This is a genomic window from Hymenobacter telluris (assembly GCF_017313265.1).
GTDB classification, from domain to species: Bacteria; Bacteroidota; Bacteroidia; order Cytophagales; family Hymenobacteraceae; genus Hymenobacter; species Hymenobacter telluris.
In genome coordinates this window covers 125342-141802 of sequence record NZ_JAFLQZ010000015.1, presented here as the reverse complement: position 1 = coordinate 141802, position 16461 = coordinate 125342, and the positions used below count along the sequence as shown (strand labels likewise).

The window sequence follows — 16461 nt, the reverse complement described above, 5'->3', positions numbered from 1 at the left end:
GTTCTAACGGATTCAATCCAGAACACTGCGTCTTCCGCGCCCCTTCTGCGTCCTCTGCGGGCTAAAACATACCCGCATTAAAGCCGCTTACTTTGCGCCAGCTTTCTTGGCTTCGGCAATGATTTCGTCGTTCATCTTCACATAGTCGGCGTTTTTGGCGGCTAGGGCCAGGGTGCGCGACTGGGTGGCGGCAGCCAGAGCACCTTTGGCGTCCTTCATTTTCATGCGGATTTTCGCCTCAGTGTGCACGTTCCAGAATTTGGGGTCCTTCTCGTTGGCCTTCTGCATCCAGGCCAGCGCCTGCTTGAGGTCCTTGTTGTTGTCGTAGTAATACACGGCAGCGGCGGCGAGGTCGTTGGGAGTGGGGGCGGCGTTTTTCGTCACCTTCTCGTCAATCTGCGCCATCACCTTGGGGTCAACGTCGGTGGCTATTTTGAACTTCACGCCCGTGGTTTCCCATAGCATGTCCACGTTGGTAGTGGCGCTGGTTAGGTCAGCGAAGTTGATGGTGAAGGTTTCCACTTTCGTAGCGGTTTTGTAAGGCTTCACCGTGAAAATGGCCACGTTGTCGGCCGACTTGAACCCGTCCACGTCGGCGCCTTGCTTGGTGCTTTTGTTAAGCACCACGGCCCAGGTGGCTTTGCCAGGCACCGTGTAGAGGCCATATTCGCCGGCCGGTACTTTTTTGCCTTCCACCGTTACGTCGTCGGAAAACTTGATGGTGGTGGTGGCGTTGGCCCCGGTGCGCCAGCGCTTCCCGTTGGGCACAATGGCCTTGGTGGTGGAGTCGCCGAAGATGGTGCGGCCTTTAGCGCTGGGGCGCGAATAGGTAATGGTAATGTCGGTGAGGCCTACGCGCTGCTGGATGGTGCTTTTGGGGCTGGCGGCAGGAGTTGAAATTTGGGCTTGGGCAGTCTGGGATACGGTGGCCAGCAGTGCCAGCCCGGCAGTGAGAGAAAAAAGTGCTTTCATGGAAAGGAAAAGTGAAACGATAATAAGCAGCCCAAAAGTAATGAAACCCACGTTGGAGCGCGGGTTTCATAGAAATTATGTGGAGTGCATTGCATGAGCCCTGTTAATACTCATTGTTGGTTCTAATATTGAAATGCTTGATTTTGCGTTGCTGCAAAAGATGCATAATGGGTTTGACAGCAGCGAATGAGGTTTTCTTGTCGGCTCGGAGAAAACAGAAGCTTGACTTGCCAGCACGTTTCATATAAGTGCTACGGGTAGCATCAATATATTCTCCCAGCTGGCTAGCAGGTATACCCGTCTTGAGGAGAGTGTAGCGCTGGGCACGGGAGGCAGCAAAGTATTCTGGTAGCCTACGCACATCTATACCCATATAGGGCATCCGCCGCAATTCCTGCCGTTGTGAGGAAGTAAACATAACTCCATGCAATGCCGCAACCTGTTCAATAATAGCAGTCCGATACGGCTCATCTCTGATACTGAAAAAGAGCTTGTGATACTTATTAATGGTAATGTCGTAGTATTCAGATTCAGGTATGCATATAAAGCCTGAGGAAGTAGGTAAGTCAACAGAAGGCTCTAAGGCTTTAATCTGCCCCGTAGTTAGGCAAAAGCGTAAAAGCACAAGTAGCGCGATAGACAGCGGCCATACCTCCGGCATCAACAAACTGCGGCGGTGGATTTGGCGTTGGCGAGGCTGGGTAAAAATAGGTAGCATAGAAGTATAACGATAGATCTGGCGCTATCCATATACTTCACTGTGGGCTATATTTCAACTACCGGAACGCCCGCTGCCCGCACCAGACTCAGCAACTGCTCCGGTGTGCCGGGCACCTGCACGCGGCGTAAGTCCACGTAGTAGCAGGCCGCTTCAGTTGGGTAGAGTAGCAGCCAGTTAGGCTGCACCCACACAGCCCGGCGCAACGTGCGCCAGCGTACCTCAAAGCGGCCATCGGTGCTCTGGCCACGGAGCATTTCGGCGTCGAAGGTGAAGGCAACCGGTACCTGCAGAACGGTATTTTTGGCATAGCCACGCCGCAGCTGGTAGCGCACTAGCTGCATCCGAAACAAGCCATACAGCACGCCCACCGCCAAAACTGCCACCGTGCTCCAGTTGCTGACGTACCCGGTTTGCATTACATCCAATGCCACGCTGACCCCAAGCAGGAGCAACGCCACCCCCAGCAACCAATGATTGAGCTTGGTGCGTGGCCGTTTCTGCCACAGCCGAAAATTGGCGGCCACAAATTCATCGGCCGTCATCGTGACGCCGGAAACGAGCAGGGGAGTGGCAGATGGTTTCAAAGACGAAGAGCCGCTAGAAGTACCGTTTTTGTGGATAGTCTACTCCAACTCTGCTAGCTGGTGCCGCTCGTTTTTCACCGTGTTGGCCACTGTCCAGGGGATTTCGCGGCTGAAGGGGTGCTGCCGAACGGGGCAATTGGGCATGTGGCAGTGCGAGCAGGCCGCAAAGGTGCACGGGTCGGCGTGCACAAACATTTCGGTGTCCACCTCGAAGCGGGTTTGAATGAACTCCTCGATGCGGTGTACTTCGGAATGCACTTCTTCCAGGCTGAAATAATACGGCAGCGTGACGTGGCAGTCGATGTGCAAATCGGCGCCGTAGCGCAGTACGCGCAGGTTGTGCACGTCAATCCAGGCGGGTTGGCGGTGCTGCTGCAACTCCTGAATCACGCTGCGTATCGTTTTCACGTCCGATTCGTCCATGAGTCCGGCCACTGACTTGCGCAGCATCCGGTAGCCGTTCACCGTGATAAACAGCCCCAGCAGATACGCCGCAATGGTATCGTACATCACGTTGTTGGTGAAGAACACCAACGCCAGCGCCACGCACGATACAATCGTGTTCAGTGCATCAATATATAAGTGCTGCCCGTCGCCGACCAGGGCCACCGAATGCAGCCGCTTGCCGGCCCGCACCAGCACGAAGCCCACGCCCAGGTTCACGGCGGCCGTGGCAGCCAGCAGCCACAGGCCCGAATCGGGGCGGGCCACTACGTGGGGGTGCAACAGCGTTTTGGTGGCGCTGTAAAAGATGTAGCCGCCCGCAAACAGAATCAGCCCGCCTTCAAACCCGATAGACAGGTATTCCACCTTGCCGTGACCGTAGGGGTGATTTTCATCCTTGGGTAAGCTGGCCAGGTAGATGCTATAAAGCGCAAAGCCACTGGTAAACACGTTGATAATGGATTCCAGCGCGTCGGTCAGAACAGCTTGGGAGCGGGTGAGATAAAAGGCGTAAAACTTCACCAGCACCAACACAACACTCACTACGAGAGAGAGTAAGCCTAATCGGTTTTTGGTTGTGGCAACAGACATAAGCAGGAACCGCCAACAGTACAGAAGTTGGCGAATGAAGGAAACGCGAAAAAGAGGAAAAAGGTCGCGCAGACGCGGTACGAATCTGCAAAGCTAGGGGCTGCAAGTTGAACTCAACGGCATAGCTCGTAACAAAAGTCGAAAGTGCCTTTCCTTGAAAAATGGGTTGGATTTTAGGTATGGTATGTGAAGAATATAAGGATAAATAGGTGCGATTGGCTAAATAAAATACTTGATTATCTATATATGAAGTTGTTTTATCTATTTTGGGGTGTTTAAACAAAACCCGTACTCTGCATGAAAAGAAACTTTACTCGCTCTATCAAATTAGCCCTTTTGACAACTGCCTTGGGCACTGGTACCGCCGCCCAGGCGCAGTCGTACGCCCCCGTTACGGTAACCGGCTTCAACCAGGACGTAGTGGCCGACGCCACTGGTACCACGCTGGCCTCTACTACGTATGACGTGGATGGCAGCAACGGGGCCGGCTACAATTTCATGGCGCCGGGCTTCGTTACGCCTTCCGGGGCTGCGCCTACGCGGTTTCTGCCCGCTACGGGTATAGTTACCAGCGCCATTACCTCGGGCCTGACCTACCAGCTGGCTTCGTATTCAGCCAACAACTCGCTGCGTTTGCCACTTACCGGGCTCGGTACGGCGGCTAGCGGTACCCTCACATTCAGTACGCCCCGTACGGCCTCTGTGGTGTACGTGCTGGCCACCTCGGGCGGCGGCCTCAGCAACGTGACGCCTACCATCACCTTTACCGATGGTACCACGCAGGTGTTTGGGTCGTTGCTGGTGCAGGATTGGTTTGATGGCAGCAGCCCCGCCGCCACCGGCTTGGGCCGGGTAAGCCGCAACACGGCCAGCACCATCGAAAACCTGACCACCAACCCTCGCCTGTATCAGCTGCAGCTGGCCGTATCGGCCGCTAACTACACCAAACCGATTCAGAGCATCACGTTCAGCAAAGCGGCCAGCACCACCTCGGGCGCGGCTAACATTATGGCCATTAGCGTGGCACCTTCTCCGTTGGCTGTACGTAGCGGTTTGCCCCAGGTAACCATGCAGGCCTACCCAAACCCTGCCACCGATGCCCTTACGCTGCAAGTAGACGATGCCCAGCGCACCGCTACGGCGCAATTGCTGGACCTCACGGGCCGCGAGCTGCAAACCACCACCGTACGCAACCAGCAGGCCGTTTTCTCGATGAGCAGCCTATCAGCCGGCGTGTACCTGGTGCGCTACCGCAACGATAATGGCAGCAAAACCATCAAGGTGGTGAAGGAATAACGTACCATTAACAACGAAAAGGCCCCGCAGCAGCTGCCGCGGGGCCTTTTCTATTTCACTACGATATGCTGCGTTTTAAATAAGGCAAATACATCGGCCGCAGTGTTGGGGGAGGCTACTTGGCGCATATCCAGGATGAACCCAGCATTAGCGGCTGTTGTTTGTAAAAAAGTCCATCGGCCAATCCGATTAACCTTCTGAACACCATCCCAACTGATTTCTGCATTGGCACCAGGATACGCTACCAGCATCTTGTCGGGGGTGAGAAGATAGTTAGCTGGGTGTTTGAGCAATGGGCTGTTACGGTATTGTTTGCGGATTGCCCAAAGCATAAATAGCGGAACACTTAAGAAAAACAGCATCATAAGCAACTGCCCGCTGTTGTTCTGCCACAGCTCCCCCAAAGTTTTATCTCCCAACAATAGCTGCCATAATACCAGTAAAGCACTCCCTAGCGGCAGCAGCAATACCCAAATGAGCGGCATGATTTTCGCTGTTAGGCGCAGACTAAGCCAAGTATACTGTCCTAGCGTTAGGTGTACATTAGGAATGGAAATGACCGGACCGACGGGCACCGAAACGTGGGCTGCCTCCGACGGCGTAGACGACGGGCTAAGGTTGGTTCCGCGCTGGGTTAGTGCTGTTGCAAGGTCTGTAGCCGTATGTGGTGCCTGTACACAGCGGCCATCTATTGGAATGTATACTCCCGGTGAAGTAGTAAATACAAACCAGTTATTTACTGGTCGTACTGCCTGAACGTTGGACCAGCTTATGAAACTTTCCCCCAACGGCGACCGGGTGGCAATACCATCAGCTGTCAGGGTGTAGCTTGTGGGGAGTTGAACAGAAGGGGTAGCGGTGTACTGCTTCCGAAACCGCCGCCGACCCATCCACCACGCTAAGGCTGCAATACAAGCCAGGATGCTAACACTAATAAGTACTTGGGTTGGATCATTCAAACCACCATCCGACCACATCATGCAGGCCAGAAAAGCAGTGGTCAAGCCCAATGTAGCCCAGCGCTGCCGTTGATGCAGGCGAGTGGAAATGGCAACATATTCGGCCTCAGAAATACGAGAGTCGGCTACAACAATGGGCTGCATAAAAATAAAATCAGCCCCCAAGATATATAGTCCCTGCGTTTGTTAGCTCAGTTCGAACTGCAGCTTCAGCAGATTAGCGTAGAGGCCATTGTCGTTGTGGGCCAGTTCGTCGTGGGTGCCTTGCTCCACGATACGGCCGCCGTCGATGACCAGAATCTTGTCGACTTTGCGGATGGTGCTCAGACGGTGCGCGATGATGATGCTGGTGCGGTGCTGCATCAGCTCGTCCATGGCGCCTTGCACCAACTTCTCGCTTTCCGAATCGAGGGCCGAAGTGGCTTCGTCGAGAATAAGAATGGCGGGGTTTTTCAGGATGGCGCGGGCAATGGCGACGCGCTGACGTTGGCCGCCCGAGAGCTTCACGCCCCGGTCGCCTACCACCGTATCGAGGCCTTCGGGAAAAGCCGAGATAAACTGCCACGCGTTGGCTTGCTGAGCGGCGGCCACAATCTGCTCGTCGGTGGCCAGTACGTTGCCGTACGCAATGTTTTCCCGGATGGTACCCCCAAACAGCAGCGTTTCCTGCGGCACAATGCCAATGTGGCGGCGTAGTGCCGTGAGGTCGTAGCGCTGCTGGGGCTGTCCGTCGATCAGGATTTCGCCGCCGCTCAGTTCGTAGAACTGCATCAGTAGGCTGGCAATAGTGCTTTTGCCCGCCCCGCTGGGGCCAACGAGGGCAATTTTTTCACCCGCCGCAATATGGAAGCTGATGTTGCGTAGCACCGGCAAATCGGGGCGGGTAGGGTAGCGGAACGCTACATTGCGGTACTCGATGTGGCCTTGAAGTCGAGTGGGCACCAAGCCCACGGGAGGCATAATGTGCGTAGGCTCCGAAGTTTCGTCCAGAATTTCCAGGATACGTTCTGAGGCGCCTAGTGTGCTTTGCACTTTGCCGTACAGCTCACCCAACCCCGCCACCGAGGCTCCGATAAAAATGGTATAAAGGGCAAACTGCGTCAGGTCGCCAATCGTCATCTGGCCCGACTGAACCAGGGTAGCTGCCCGCCACAGCACCAGCACGATGCCCCCAAACAGCCCAATAATCACAAACGACACGAAGCCACCCCGATACAGATTGCTTTTGAGGGCGGCCTGTACTGTGCGCGTAAGGGAAGAAGTGTAGCGCCCCGTCTCGAAATCTTCGTTGGTGAAGGCCTTCACAGAGCTGATGCCCTGCAACGTCTCTTCTACAATGACGTTGGTTTTGGCCAGCTCGTCCTGTGTGGTGCGGGCCAGGGTCCGAATCTTACGCCCGAACACCATGGCCACTAGCACGATAGGCGGAAAAGTGAGCAGCATAAACAACGACAGCTTCACCGACACCACCATGATAACCACCACGCCCACCAGCAGCGTCATCACCTGCCGGAACAATTCAGCCAGGGTGATAGAGAACGTGTCTTGAATCACGCTCACGTCGGAGGTGATGCGCGAAGTGATATTGCCTACCCGGTTGCTTTCAAAATACGGGATGGGCAAGGTGACGAACTTGCGGTAGAGCGCCTGCCGAATGTCGCGCACCGTAAACTCACTTACCTGCGTCAGAAACCAGATGCGGGCAAAGGAAATCAGCCCCTGCACCAAAATCAGCACCGCAAAGCCGATGGCAATCTGATTGATGGTAACAAGCGTACCGTTGGGCAGCCTCACCGGATGGCCGCTGGCCGTATCGGCTAGCTTGCCAATAATCCAGGGAAACGCCATGGTGGTGGCGCTGGACAGCGTGAGGAGCACAATGCTTAAGAACAGCTTGCCCCGGTAAGGCAGCGTGAAGCGAAAAATCCGCAGCCCCTGTTGAAAGTTCTCTTTGGTTAGTTTCTTTTTCTCGGGTTCCGGTCCTGCACCGTTGCCACTGGTATTCAATCCGCTTCGGGCCATTCTAGGTATAGAAGGGAGAAGGAGAGCAAGTAAGAGCTGGAAGTTAGAGTCTGGTTATCAAGATTCTAACGCGTAGCTTTCACCTGCTGGCTTCTCAGTTACTGATATTTCGTTTTGCCTTGCTCTACTTTCAGAATCTGCGCGTTGCCGAACGGCACCGGCAAGCTGATTTGCACCGGCACCGGCTGGCCCTTGCGGGTAGCCGGCTTCCAGGGCGGCAGCAGCGCCAGCACCCGGAGCGCCTCGGCATCCTGCGCCGCCGACAACGACTGCGCCACCACTGGGTTGGTGAGGCGGCCATCGGCTTCGATGGTGGCCGTCACCACTACGTTGCCGGTAGGACTGCTGACGCCCGGCGCCTCCGAATACTTGATGTTTTCCTGAAAAAATGCGCCTAACGCAGCTGCCCCGCCTGAAAACTGCGGCGCCACATCGGGGCGGTTGGCGGCGGGGCGGGCTTGCGCCTGCATCCGGCCGGCTTTCAGCTCGGTGGGTTGCTTGGCCGGAGTGGGTTGCTGCGCCTGGGCTAGCCGGCCACAAGCTACGAGCAGCAACATGAAGAACAGATGTTTCATAAGGTCGGGGATGCGCGCAGTACCGTGCAAAGGTACGCACGCATCCTCCTAAACACGCCCTAGGCCGCGGGGTTCAATTCGGGGGCAACTCGGGGGCGGGAAATTGCCAGCAACCCTATAAAAGTCAGCAAGCCGTTGAGAATCAGAATCTCGAAGCCGAACTCGTAGCCCCACCACGTTTTGGAATTGGCATTGATGAAGTAGGTCAGCAGCGGGGTAAACAAGCACACCGGCAGCACCAATTTGTCGTGGAGGCCGCGGCTGGTGAAGATGCCGAACGAGTAGAGCCCCAGCAGCGGCCCGTAGGTGTAGCCGGCCGCTTTGAACAGCGACGTCACCACGCTCTGGTCGTTGATGGCCTGGAAGATGAGGATGATAACGATGAGCACCAGCGAGAAACCGAAGTGGGTGTACTGCCGCACGCGGGTCTGCTTTTTCTCGTCGTACTGCTTGATGTCGAGCATGTCCACGCAGAACGAGGTGGTGAGGGCCGTCAGGGCCGAATCGGCGGAGGCGTAGGTTACGGCAATGATGCCCAGGATGAATACGATGCCCGCAAACAGCGAGAAATGCTCGGTGGCCAGCAGCGGAAATACTTTGTCGCCGATGACGGTGCCGGTAGCGGGGTTGGTGGGTAGCACGATGCCCTTAGCCGCGGCAAACTGATACAGCAGCACCCCCAGCGACAGAAACAGAATATTGACGCCCACCAGCGCAATAGTAAACCAGAACATGTTTTTCTGGGCGTCTTGGAGGTTGCGGCAGCTTAGGTTCTTCTGCATCAAATCCTGGTCGAGGCCGGTCATGACAATGGTAATGAAGGCCCCGGAGGCAAACTGCTTCCAGAAAAACTTGCTGTCCTTGGGGTCGGAAAAGTAGATTTTCGACATCGAGCTTTCCTTCACCGTTTTCACCACCTGCGCAAAGCCTAAGTTCAGCTCGTCGGCCATCAGGTAGATGCTCACCGCCACGCACACCAGCATGGCCATGGTCTGGAAGGTGTCGGTCCAGAGGATGGTTTTGAGGCCGCCGCGGAAGGTGTAGAGGTAAATCAGGAAGATGCTGACCGACACCGTAACGGCAAATGGCACGCCCAATCCATTGAACACGGCCAGCTGCAATACGCCCGCCACCAGAAACAGCCGAAACGCCGCGCCTACGGCCCTGGAAATCAGGAAGAACAACGCCCCGGTTTTATAGCTCCAAAACCCGAAGCGCTGCTCTAAGTAGGTGTAGATGCTCACCAGCCGCAGGCGGTAGTACAGCGGCATCAGAATGGTGCCAATCACCAGATAGCCAACGGTATAGCCCGCCACTACCGCTACATAGCTCCAGCTTTCCGATGCCACCATGCCCGGAATGGAAATGAACGTGACGCCCGACAGGGAGGTGCCAATCATGGCAAACGCTACCATGTACCAGGGGGCGTTGCGGTTGGCAATAAAGAACGATTCGCTCGTGGCTTTGCGCGAGGTCAGAATCGAAATGATAATCAGAACGACAAAGTAGCCCGCAATCAGGCTCAGAATGAGGGTAGGGGACATGGAACGAGTTGCCAGTTATGAGTTGCCAGTTGAGGGAGCTTTTGGTTTCATGCTTTCGAAAGCCAAAGGCTAGGCGCGGGATTCAAGGTGTCAAAACTAACACCTAACAACTACAACCTGCGAAAACGCCCAACAGAACAGGCAACTGGTAACTGGCAACTCACAACTGGTAATTTATTCCGCGCCCAGGGTGCGGGTGCCGGCGTAGTAGTACAGCTCGGCGAGGGCCTTTTCGTAGCTGGCGCGCATGCTTTCCTGCTTCAGCCGCAAATCGATGAGCTTGGTTTCGCGGGCGTTGATGAGGAAGATGGTGCTTTCACCCAGCTCGAACTTTTGCAGCTCGGCCTGCAACAGAATCCGCTGGTTGGCAATGGTTTGGGTTTGCACCTGAAGCTGCCGCTCGTAGGCCTTCAGCGTGTTGTACACCCCGTTTACCTGGTTGATAATAGTACGGCGGCTTTGCTGCTGCTCCAGGGTGGCATCTTGCACCTTCAGGCGGGTTTGCTGAAGCTTGCCGCGCTCCTGGCGCAAAAACAGCGGCAGCGCAAAATCAACGCCCAGCTTGTAGTTGTCGCGTCCGAAATCGTAATAGCCTGGTACTTCTGAGCGGTAGAAGTCGCCGCGGCTGAGCAGGGTGCCGCTCACGTTGAGTTTGGGCTTGAGCATTTCCCGGCGGTAGCGTTCCTCCACGCCCAGCTGCCGGATTTTGGCGTCGAGCTTGATGAGGGTAGGGTGCCGGTTGGCTGCCAGGTCCCGCAGTTGCTCGAACCGCACCGAATCCACGGGGCTAATGGGTGGGGCCTGGGGGACGGCGTAGGTAGGCAACTCCACCGGCTGCCCGTCGCGGTTCCAGAGGTGGTTGGACAGCAGCAGCCGGGCGTTCTGGATTTCCACTTGCAGTTGGGTGGCCTGCACCTGCCGGTCCTGCACGGTTATCTGGGCTTCCACCGAGTCGATGGGGGCTTGGTCGCCGAGCAGGGCGCGGCGGCTGATGCCGCGGAACCGGGTTTCTGCCAGATTCACGCCTTCCTGAATAAGCAAAATCTGCTGGTAGGAGTAGTACCAGTTCCAGTAGTCCTTGGCGGCTTGCAGCCACACTTCGTTGATCTGCTTCACCCGGTCGGCTTCGGCGGCCGTTACCATGATGCGGGCCTGGCGCAAGGTGCTCCGGCGGGCGTCGATGAACAGCCCCTGCCCCAGCGGTACCGAAAGCCCGACCCCAGCCAGGCCATCCAGCGGCGTGCGGTGCTCGGGGTTGACGTAGGTACCCACCATCCGGTCGTAGCTGGCTTTCAGGTCGATGCCACCCGGCCAGATAGGTACTTTCAGCTCGTTGCCCCAGTTGTTGTAGTAGTCGGTGCCGCCGAACAGCTTCCGGTCGAAGCCCGAGCCTACTTTAGGGTCGAAGCCGCCGCGGGCCTGCTGCACCTGGGCTTGCGCGTCGGCGCTGAGCAGGGCAGCTTGCTTCACTACGGGGTGATTGGCAAACACCAAGTCAGCCAGGTCCTGCAACGAAAACACGCGGGCCGTATCCGTCGGCGGCCGGTCGGCAGCCAGCTGCTGGGTTTGCAGCGGGGCCGGCTCCAAACCGGGCTTTTGGGTAGGTAAGCGCGGATCCTGGGCCTGCGTGCGGCCAGCCAGCAAAAGCAGAGGCACCGCAAGCAAGCGCAGCCCGCGGGTACCATAACCCACAAGTTCAGGTATACTTGGAATCCTCATCTGCTATTTCTTTTGCGCCTCTGCTTTAATCGGAGCCTCATTAGGGGCGTCTTGCAAGCTAGGTGGGAAGCCGTTGAGCTGCCGCCAGATTTCGTACCACACGGGCACCGAATCCAGAATCACCCAGCCGTACACCCCCGAGCCTAGGCGCAGCTGGGCGGGCCATTGGTTGTCGCGCTGGTGATGTTGGTCGGGGCGCACCAGCAGGCGGTATTTGCCGTTGGTGGAACTCACTACGTCAATCACCGTGACGGTGCCGCCAAAGGTACCCACGGCCACCGAGGGCCAGCCCGAAAACTGCACCGCCGGCCAGCCATCAAACTGCAAGCGCACGGGGCGGCCCCGCTGAATCAGGGGCACGTCCATGGCGCGCACGTACATTTCGGCGGCCAGCACGGGTGTATCGGGTTGCAGCGTGGCAATGGACTCACCTTCCTTGATGGTCTCGCCGATACCGGCCTTGAGCGTGCGCACCACGAAGCCGTCCTGCGGGGCCCGCACTACGTACAGCCCGCGCCGCACTTCCACGTTGCTGATTTTATTGCGCAGCACCGCCACTTCGCCTTCCGAGCTGGCCCGGCTCGACACGGCCGAGCTGCGGTCCGATAGGGTTTTGGCCAGGTCCTGCTCGTACTTAGCGCGCAAATTGGCCAGCTCGATTTTCGCGTTGGCCAACGACTGTTGCGAGTTCAGGAGCTTGTTGCGTTGGGCAGTTACCTTGGCCAGGTCTTCCTGGAGCTTCAGGCGGCGCGTTTCAATGTCGGTGAGCGAGAACAAGCCGTTTTTGTAGCCTTCCTCGTAGCGGGCCAGCCGGCTTTTGGCAATCTGGTAGAAGTTGTTGACGGCCACCAAATCGGCGCTGTCGATGGAAACGGTGTTGCGGGCCTGTATAACGCGGTTGGCAGCGGCTTCCAGCTGCACGCGCAGCGTGAGGCGCAAAGCCGTCATCTGCTGGTCGGTAGCCTGGATTTTGGCTACGTTGGCGTTTACGTTGCCCCGCTTGGCGGCTAGCTGCTCGCGCAGGCGCTCCGGCAGGTTAGGGTCGAAATACTCGTCCTTGATTTCAGAAATGGTGAGCAGCGTGTCGCCTTTCTTCACCAACTGGCCCTCGCGCACATTCCAGTGCTCAATCCGGCCCGCAATGGCGTTCTGCACGGTTTGGGGCCGGTCTTGGGGGCTGAGCGTGGTGAGCGTACCCGTGCCCTGAATGGTTTGCCGCCAGGGCAAAAACAGGATAACCAGGAAAATAAGCCCAATAGCCAGCATAACCCGGCCCAGGAACTTGCTGCTTTTGGGTTCGAGCAGCTCTTTGCGGGAGCGTGTAGGCTGCTCGTGCCACACGGCCTCGTCTACGTGCTGATTCGATAAGTTAAGCATGGGTACCTTCTGTTTTTTTCTCGTCCATTGGCAGGTCGGTTACCGCCGCTAGTTTTTCCACGCCCGTCAGGATGTCGAACACATTGCTGACGCCGGACATGAGCTTCTCGATGGAACTGCTGATTTGCACAATCAGTACCTCGGCCGCTACAAACTGCCCCAGCGTCATTTGCCGCGACACCACAAACAAAGTGCCCGCAATCAGCAGGCCACCGGTGAGTACCGTGCGTAGCGCTACGCCCCATTTATAGTAGTTTTTCAGCACCCGAAAGTGGGCGTTGCGGGAGTGCAGATAGTCGGCCGATAACTCGTCGGTACGGTCTAAGGCGCGCTGTTGTTCTGCTGGGTTGTTGCGAAATGCAGGCAGGTCGCCGGCCACCTGTTCCAGCCAGTTCACCACTTCGTATTTGTAGGCCGACTCCTCGATGCTGGTGCGCAGGGCCCGGCGGTAGTTCAGCATGTACACGAATACCAACATGATAATGGTGAACAAGCCAAAAGCAATGAAGATAGGATGATAGAACGTGAGTACAATCACCCCAAACAGGATTTGGAACGCCGCGAACATCATGTCAATCAGGAACTTGGACAGCCCTTTCTGCACCGTCAGAATGTCGAAGAAGCGGTTGACCAGTTCCGGCGGATTCTCGCCTTCCAATGCGTCGGGCTTGATGCGCGGTAGCCGGTAGGCGTACTCGATGGAGGCTTTCACAAACAGGCGCTGCTCAATGGCCTCTACCAGCTTCATCTGGCCAATCAGCAGAATCCCCCCGATGAGCACTCCCAGCACCACTACCGCAATCAGGATGTAGGACGAAGCAAACACGGCCCCCGTCGAAACCAGATTGAACACCGCCTGCGTACCCAGGGGCAGCGTGAGGCTGATGAGGCCGGTGATGATGGCGTAAAACAGGATGTAGCGAATAGTGTCGCGCTCCGTGTCGAGCATCCGCGTGAGGCGTTGCCACGGAGTAGGGGGCGGTAATGGTAAATTTTTGGAAGCCATATAGGTGCGTGAGAGGCAGTTACTGGAGGCGCCGGACGCACATTGCACACGTGTTAAGACAGAAAAAAGTACGTAGCCGCCTTATTCCCATCTGTAGACAGCAAGCCGATTGATGCGACGAAGCTGCACTCCATGAATTAAGCTGCAAAAGAACAGCCTAAGAATGAATGAAGCAGCAAAAAGGTTGCAAAAAATTGTATTAAAATTGTATTAAATGCAAATTAAGAATGTTTAATCAGCCTTTAACTGGTATTTAATATTGTTGAGCTCCGCAAAAAGCGCAAGCCCAGCAAACGGTCATCCGCTCCGACTAACGTCTGAACGACCAAGTCGGTTTGCAGCGAATGACGAAGCGCCCCGAGCCACCTACGTAGCAGATAGGGCAGGGTTGGTTGGTGATATACTGCGGCGTAAATCAGCAAAATATCTGTTGCCGGGCACTACGAAACGGCAGCTCCTGCTTACAGGCCGGCCGCCTTATTCCCAGTCCTGCCAGCGCAGCACCTCACCCACGGCGGGCACGTGCAGCTCCCCGCGCAGCATGTTGCCGTTGGCCACCATCTGGATTTCGCGCAGGGGTTCCGAAGCCGGCTCGTCGCTCAAATCGAAGGTGCCGTAGTGCATGGGCACCACGTGGCCGGCCCGCAGCAGGTTAGCGGCTTTGGCGGCTTCGTGAGGGTTTACGTGGCTGAGCTGCATCATGTAAGCCGGTTTGTAGGCCCCAATGGGCATCAGTACAATATCCAGCGGCCCAAACTGCTGCTCAATCTCCTCGAAATGCCCGGCCATCGACGTATCGGCAGCAAAATAAATGGTGCGGAAATCGGGCGTCCGAAGTAGGAAGCTGCCCCAAAGCACCTGGTTTAAATCGAACAGGCCGCGGCGGTGCCAGTGCGAAGCGGGCAGGTAAAACAGTTCGAACGGGGCGTTGTCGCCGAGGTTGTACTGCTGCCACCAGCCGGCTTCCTGCACCTTTAGCGTGGGGGCCATGCCGCGCAGCAGCGGCGTCATGCGCAACGAGGTCAGCACCTGCATGTTGGGGTTCTGGCGGGCCAGCAGCTTGATGGATTCCGCGTCCAGATGGTCGCGGTGGCCGTGGCTGAGCAGCAGGTAGGCTATGCCCGTGAGGTCTTCGGGGCGGCAGGGCAGGGCGTGGCGGCGGCGCAACCCGATGGATGAAAACAGCAGCGGGTCGGTGAGCAGCAGCACGCCGCCAACGCGTAGCAGAAAGCTGGCGTGCCCCAGCCACACCAATCCGTCTTCCTGGCTTTTCAGAAACGCCGTGCAGTCCACCACGTTGGGCACCCAGGTATCGGCTTTCTTTTCCTCTTTCTGCGGGTTCTTGCTGGTTTGCCAGCGCAACACCGTGCCAAACGTGGGCTCGTATAGCTCCTCGCCGTTGCAGAATTCTCGGCCAATCATCTTGTTGCCCGGATAGTTGGGGCGGATGGTTTTCAGGGCTTCGTTGCGGACGAAAGTGGGGCGGGCGGCCATGCAGTAAGGAGAGAAGAAGAAAGAGTGCTAAAGAAACAACAAAGCCCCGGAAGGTTTCCGAGGCTCTGCATGATAGTAGGAGCAATAAGAGGGTATCTTATTGATTTTCAAAAAGGTAGTCTCGCTCCACTTTGCAGATGCGGGTTTTGAAAGCATAATACCACTCGCGGCGGCCCTGCTCCCTGGCCAGCGTGTGCTCGGCGTGTTGGCGCCAGTGCTGAATAGCTTCCAGGCTGACCCAATACGATACAGTGATGCCAATTTCGTTGCGGGCACTTTCCACCACCAGAAACCCAGGCTGTTGCGCGGCTAATTCCACCATCCGGTCGGCGGTTTGGCCGTAGCCGTTGTCCACAGCGGTGCGGATGGACGTGAAAATAACCGCGTAGTAAGGCGGTTGAGGAGTTTGGGCAATCATCGGCTAGTACCGGCAAGTACGCCACTGCTTACCAGATGCCGCCGTTCATCAAACCCGGCGCATACCCCGGATACGCGCCCGACTGCCCGTTGCTCACCCGGATACCACCCGATACCGACAGGTTTTCAGTAATCAGGTAATCAGCCCGCAAGCTCATCCCCGAGCCCATGCTGCCCCCAAAACCCGCGTACGGATTCACGACAGGCCCGCCCGGCACGGCGCGCGACAAATCTTTCCAGGCTGTACCCGTAATGGCCAGCCGCGGCGACACGGCGTATTGCGCGCCCACCTGTATGAGGTATTGGTTGGTGCCGCTGAACGCGCGCGGGGCGCCGTCGGCTACGGCGGTGCGGGTCCCCAGGCCAGGCGTGAGGCGCATGTAGGTAAGGCCCGTAAATACCGTGAGGCGGTTGCTGAGCTTGTACGCGGCTTCGGGGCTAACATACGACGCCGACCCGAAGCGGCCCATCGTCATGAAGCCGGCATTCACCCGGAAGCTCTGCCGCGGCCCCAGTACTCCCGGCAGCGTAGGCGACGAGGCCGACAAGCCAGCAGCAGGCAGTACCGTTTGGGCGGCGGCAGTACCAGCCAGCACCATACTCACGAAAAAAACAGAAAGACGAAGCATAGGGCAAAACAGCAAAGCAGCAGATACAGCAACAGACACTAGCACAACGAAAAAGGTGGCATCAGGGGTGCCAGGATTCCGAAAAGATAAGGCCACTGCCTCGAAAATCAG

15 protein-coding genes are annotated in these 16461 nt (G+C 56.9%); 1 reads left to right on the top strand and 14 read right to left on the bottom strand.

Annotated features, from left to right (window positions below; genetic code table 11):
* Positions 1-87: 87 nt before the first annotated feature.
* The 4 genes from J0X19_RS18945 to J0X19_RS18930 all read right to left on the bottom strand — a co-directional run bounded on the left by J0X19_RS18945 (position 88) and on the right by J0X19_RS18930 (position 3312).
* Positions 88-972: a DUF2911 domain-containing protein gene (locus J0X19_RS18945; RefSeq protein WP_206985990.1), complete on the bottom strand. Its 885-nt coding sequence runs from the start codon at positions 970-972 to the stop codon at positions 88-90.
* 103 nt (positions 973-1075) lie between these two features.
* Complete coding sequence (locus J0X19_RS18940) at positions 1076-1690, bottom strand: biopolymer transporter ExbD (protein ID WP_206985989.1); 615 nt, start codon at positions 1688-1690, stop codon at positions 1076-1078.
* Positions 1691-1737: 47 nt separating this feature from the next.
* Entirely contained in the window at positions 1738-2277 is a 540-nt protein-coding gene (locus J0X19_RS18935; protein WP_206985988.1) for a hypothetical protein, read from the bottom strand.
* A gap of 39 nt (positions 2278-2316) precedes the next feature.
* Positions 2317-3312 (bottom strand): cation diffusion facilitator family transporter, encoded by a 996-nt coding sequence (locus J0X19_RS18930; protein WP_206985987.1) that lies wholly within the window; start codon positions 3310-3312, stop codon positions 2317-2319.
* Between the two features lie 336 nt (positions 3313-3648).
* Here J0X19_RS18930 and J0X19_RS18925 point away from each other — a divergent pair, with 336 nt between their 5' ends.
* A complete protein-coding gene (locus J0X19_RS18925) occupies positions 3649-4608 on the top strand; it encodes a T9SS type A sorting domain-containing protein (protein WP_206985986.1) in 960 nt (319 codons plus the stop codon).
* A 50-nt stretch (positions 4609-4658) separates the two neighbouring features.
* Here J0X19_RS18925 and J0X19_RS18920 read toward each other — a convergent pair whose 3' ends face one another.
* From J0X19_RS18920 to J0X19_RS18875, 10 genes are all read right to left on the bottom strand, one after another.
* Positions 4659-5732 (bottom strand): YcxB family protein, encoded by a 1074-nt coding sequence (locus tag J0X19_RS18920; protein WP_206985985.1) that lies wholly within the window; start codon positions 5730-5732, stop codon positions 4659-4661.
* Positions 5733-5753: 21 nt separating this feature from the next.
* Positions 5754-7589 carry an ABC transporter ATP-binding protein gene (locus tag J0X19_RS18915; RefSeq protein ID WP_206985984.1) on the bottom strand — a complete coding sequence of 612 codons (1836 nt, stop codon included), beginning with the start codon at positions 7587-7589 and terminating at the stop codon, positions 5754-5756.
* Between the two features lie 98 nt (positions 7590-7687).
* Positions 7688-8164 (bottom strand): energy transducer TonB, encoded by a 477-nt coding sequence (locus tag J0X19_RS18910; protein WP_206985983.1) that lies wholly within the window; start codon positions 8162-8164, stop codon positions 7688-7690.
* Positions 8165-8223: 59 nt separating this feature from the next.
* The gene (locus J0X19_RS18905) at positions 8224-9708 is read right to left on the bottom strand and encodes a sodium:solute symporter (protein WP_206985982.1); all 1485 of its coding nucleotides are present in this window, start codon (positions 9706-9708) and stop codon (positions 8224-8226) included.
* 174 nt (positions 9709-9882) lie between these two features.
* Positions 9883-11364, bottom strand: a complete 1482-nt coding sequence (locus J0X19_RS18900; protein WP_317194795.1) for a TolC family protein — start codon at positions 11362-11364, stop codon at positions 9883-9885.
* Positions 11365-11430: 66 nt separating this feature from the next.
* Positions 11431-12804 carry an HlyD family secretion protein gene (locus J0X19_RS18895; RefSeq protein ID WP_206985980.1) on the bottom strand — a complete coding sequence of 458 codons (1374 nt, stop codon included), beginning with the start codon at positions 12802-12804 and terminating at the stop codon, positions 11431-11433.
* Complete coding sequence (locus tag J0X19_RS18890; protein WP_206985979.1) at positions 12797-13810, bottom strand: ABC transporter transmembrane domain-containing protein; 1014 nt, start codon at positions 13808-13810, stop codon at positions 12797-12799. Before J0X19_RS18890 ends, J0X19_RS18895 begins: the two co-directional genes overlap by 8 nt.
* Positions 13811-14287: 477 nt before the next feature.
* Complete coding sequence (locus J0X19_RS18885; RefSeq protein WP_206985978.1) at positions 14288-15304, bottom strand: MBL fold metallo-hydrolase; 1017 nt, start codon at positions 15302-15304, stop codon at positions 14288-14290.
* A 97-nt stretch (positions 15305-15401) separates the two neighbouring features.
* The gene (locus tag J0X19_RS18880) at positions 15402-15722 is read right to left on the bottom strand and encodes an antibiotic biosynthesis monooxygenase family protein (RefSeq protein WP_206985977.1); all 321 of its coding nucleotides are present in this window, start codon (positions 15720-15722) and stop codon (positions 15402-15404) included.
* A gap of 28 nt (positions 15723-15750) precedes the next feature.
* Positions 15751-16350, bottom strand: coding sequence for a hypothetical protein (locus J0X19_RS18875; RefSeq protein ID WP_206985976.1), 600 nt, complete (start codon positions 16348-16350; stop codon positions 15751-15753).
* Between the last annotated feature and the right edge of the window lie 111 nt (positions 16351-16461).

Bases quoted from the DNA above. Each gene is read 5' to 3' on its own strand.
- J0X19_RS18945 (WP_206985990.1), bottom strand. From the start codon at position 972: ATGAAAGCACTTTTTTCTCTCACTGCCGGGCTGGCACTGCTGGCCACC.
- J0X19_RS18940 (WP_206985989.1), bottom strand. From the start codon at position 1,690: ATGCTACCTATTTTTACCCAGCCTCGCCAACGCCAAATCCACCGCCGC.
- J0X19_RS18930 (WP_206985987.1), bottom strand. From the start codon at position 3,312: ATGTCTGTTGCCACAACCAAAAACCGATTAGGCTTACTCTCTCTCGTA.
- J0X19_RS18915 (WP_206985984.1), bottom strand. From the start codon at position 7,589: ATGGCCCGAAGCGGATTGAATACCAGTGGCAACGGTGCAGGACCGGAA.
- J0X19_RS18910 (WP_206985983.1), bottom strand. From the start codon at position 8,164: ATGAAACATCTGTTCTTCATGTTGCTGCTCGTAGCTTGTGGCCGGCTA.
- J0X19_RS18905 (WP_206985982.1), bottom strand. From the start codon at position 9,708: ATGTCCCCTACCCTCATTCTGAGCCTGATTGCGGGCTACTTTGTCGTT.
- J0X19_RS18895 (WP_206985980.1), bottom strand. From the start codon at position 12,804: ATGCTTAACTTATCGAATCAGCACGTAGACGAGGCCGTGTGGCACGAG.
- J0X19_RS18890 (WP_206985979.1), bottom strand. From the start codon at position 13,810: ATGGCTTCCAAAAATTTACCATTACCGCCCCCTACTCCGTGGCAACGC.
- J0X19_RS18885 (WP_206985978.1), bottom strand. From the start codon at position 15,304: ATGGCCGCCCGCCCCACTTTCGTCCGCAACGAAGCCCTGAAAACCATC.
- J0X19_RS18880 (WP_206985977.1), bottom strand. From the start codon at position 15,722: ATGATTGCCCAAACTCCTCAACCGCCTTACTACGCGGTTATTTTCACG.
- J0X19_RS18875 (WP_206985976.1), bottom strand. From the start codon at position 16,350: ATGCTTCGTCTTTCTGTTTTTTTCGTGAGTATGGTGCTGGCTGGTACT.